The organism is Parafrankia sp. BMG5.11, assembly GCF_004337455.1.
The window spans coordinates 1-2,054 of record NZ_SJXI01000151.1; the positions used below are offsets into that span (position 1 = coordinate 1).

Genomic DNA, 2,054 nt, shown 5'->3' on the forward strand with positions numbered 1-2,054 from the left:
ACGACTTCTTCCGACTCGGCGGTGACAGCATCCTCGCGATACGTCTTGTTGCGCGCGCGTCACAACGACAGCACACTTTCACGTTGCGGGACGTCTTCGAGCAGCGAACCGTCGCGAAGCTGTCTCAGAAGATCATCAAAGAAGTCGAGGTCAAGGCGATTTCGACAAGCATGGTCGCTGTGCCCGCCTCTCCGACTCTCGAGAGACTACGTGAGTCGCGCGACGATCCGAACTCATGGATCTTGACCGAGACCGCCGTTCTCCCCGTCTCGTTATCGCACGACGCGCTACTCGCCGCATACGCTTCGCTCGTTCAAGAACATGACCTGCTTCGCTTGTCGGTTCAGACGGTAAGTCGTCGACTGTGGCTCACTTGGGTAACCCCTATGACAACCATCGCACCAACTCTCTCCAGAGTGCATGTCGCAGGGGCCTCGCCCTCCACGAAGCTGACAGATCTTCGGACGATGGCCAGCCAAATGATTGATGTCACCAATGCACGGCCGTCGGGCCTCGCATACGCAAGCAGCTCGACACAGACCTACATTGCGCTTGCAGTACACGCTGCCGTGGCCGATCGATACACCGTGCACCAGCTACTGGAGGCCCTCCGCGCGCTCACTGATGAGAACGCCAACAAGAGCATGCTATCAGCGCCGTCCGTCGCAGCGACCTTGACTGAAGTCGCCGATATCGCTGCGGCTCTCAAAATGGATCAGATCGAGAACCCGATTGAGCTGATCGAGCGCACGGATTCACTCGACGAGGGACTGTACTCGGCCGACAGAACTCAGGTCATACACTGGGACGGCTCTCGCACCGATGCCACCGTGCGCGAGACCATCCGACGAGCACTGCACGCGACTGGGTACGGATCGCGACTCGGCGGTGTCGTAGATCACGAAGCTCCTCTTCTGCCAGATGCTGCCCTGGGGCCGCTTGGCCCGATGACGGTAACCGTTCCCGTGCCTATCGAGCAGGAAACTTGGCACCCAGATCCTGAGTTCGCATTGGCACGCTATGGCAGTAGCTCGGGTAGGCGTCTCCTAGCTGGCATACCGATCGCGCCGATACTTATCAGCCGATCCTACTCCGCCGATGCAGAATCCTTGGCGATCGAACCGACCGAGGCAGCGTACCGCGCGGTGATCCGATACAGGGTGGAGGCCTGCAGCACTATTCTGACGGTCATCGGATTTGCCCGTGCCATGATCCTGGCGTTCGAGAACGTGCTGCGCAAAGTCGGCGACAATGCCGATCGGCGAGTCTGGCGCCCGTAGTTAGCCTCGATCTTTCGTGTGTCCAGCAGGCCGGAGGTGACGCCGTGTAGCGGCTGATCCCCCGTTCGTAAGCTCGTCGTCGCTTGCCGGTGCGAGTCCGGTCCGGGTAGCTGCCAGGAGGCCCGGTAGCAGACTGGCGGCTTGGTCGGGTAACTGGCCGGGTCGAAGCCCAGTGTCAAAAGCCCAATAGGGGGAGCGACTGGACGGTCCGTAGCATGAAGCGAAGCCTGCCGCCTCGTTAGAGGCCCGCTTCGGCGGGAAGAGGGAGTGCCGAGCCGCGGAAATCACGGCGAAGGCCACGGAAGCGGTGTAGATCCTGGATTACAGCCGTGAAGGACTCCTCGGGGTATGGGGCGCGGAACGTTCAGATAGTGACGGCGGGAACTGGAGAGACCCTGCCTGGCCCGGCAGCACCGCGGAATATCTGCCGGAGGAGGCGACGCCCTATAACCGATGACCTCGGGAAGTGGGTGACGTGTCGGGTAGGGAGTCGGAGGCGGCCATATTACCGCTTGAGCCGGTCGGACAACATAACCGCCGGTGACGGGAAGGGCCGCTGCTTCGTCGGCGCGTGTGTATGTGAGGAAGAGCTGGTGAGTGCCCTCGTGGCTAGTTCCGCCGAGCAAGACAAGGTTCAAGCCTTGCAGCAAACGCTTTACCGGGCGGCCAAGGCTGATCCCGGGCGGCGGTTCCACGCGCTCTATGACAAGGTCTATCGCGGTGACCTGCTGGAGCGTGCGTGGGTCCAGGTGCAATGCCGTGAAGCGTAGTTTG

2 protein-coding genes are annotated in these 2,054 nt (G+C 61.3%); both read left to right on the forward strand.

Going from position 1 to position 2,054, the window contains the following annotated elements:
- Positions 1–1,280, forward strand: a 1,280-nt coding sequence (locus E0504_RS48005) for a phosphopantetheine-binding protein (RefSeq protein ID WP_131627878.1), incomplete at its 5' end; no start/stop codon positions are given.
- A gap of 593 nt (positions 1,281–1,873) precedes the next feature.
- Positions 1,874–2,050 (forward strand): hypothetical protein, encoded by a 177-nt coding sequence (locus E0504_RS48010; protein ID WP_200835516.1) that lies wholly within the window; start codon positions 1,874–1,876, stop codon positions 2,048–2,050.
- Positions 2,051–2,054: the final 4 nt, after the last annotated feature.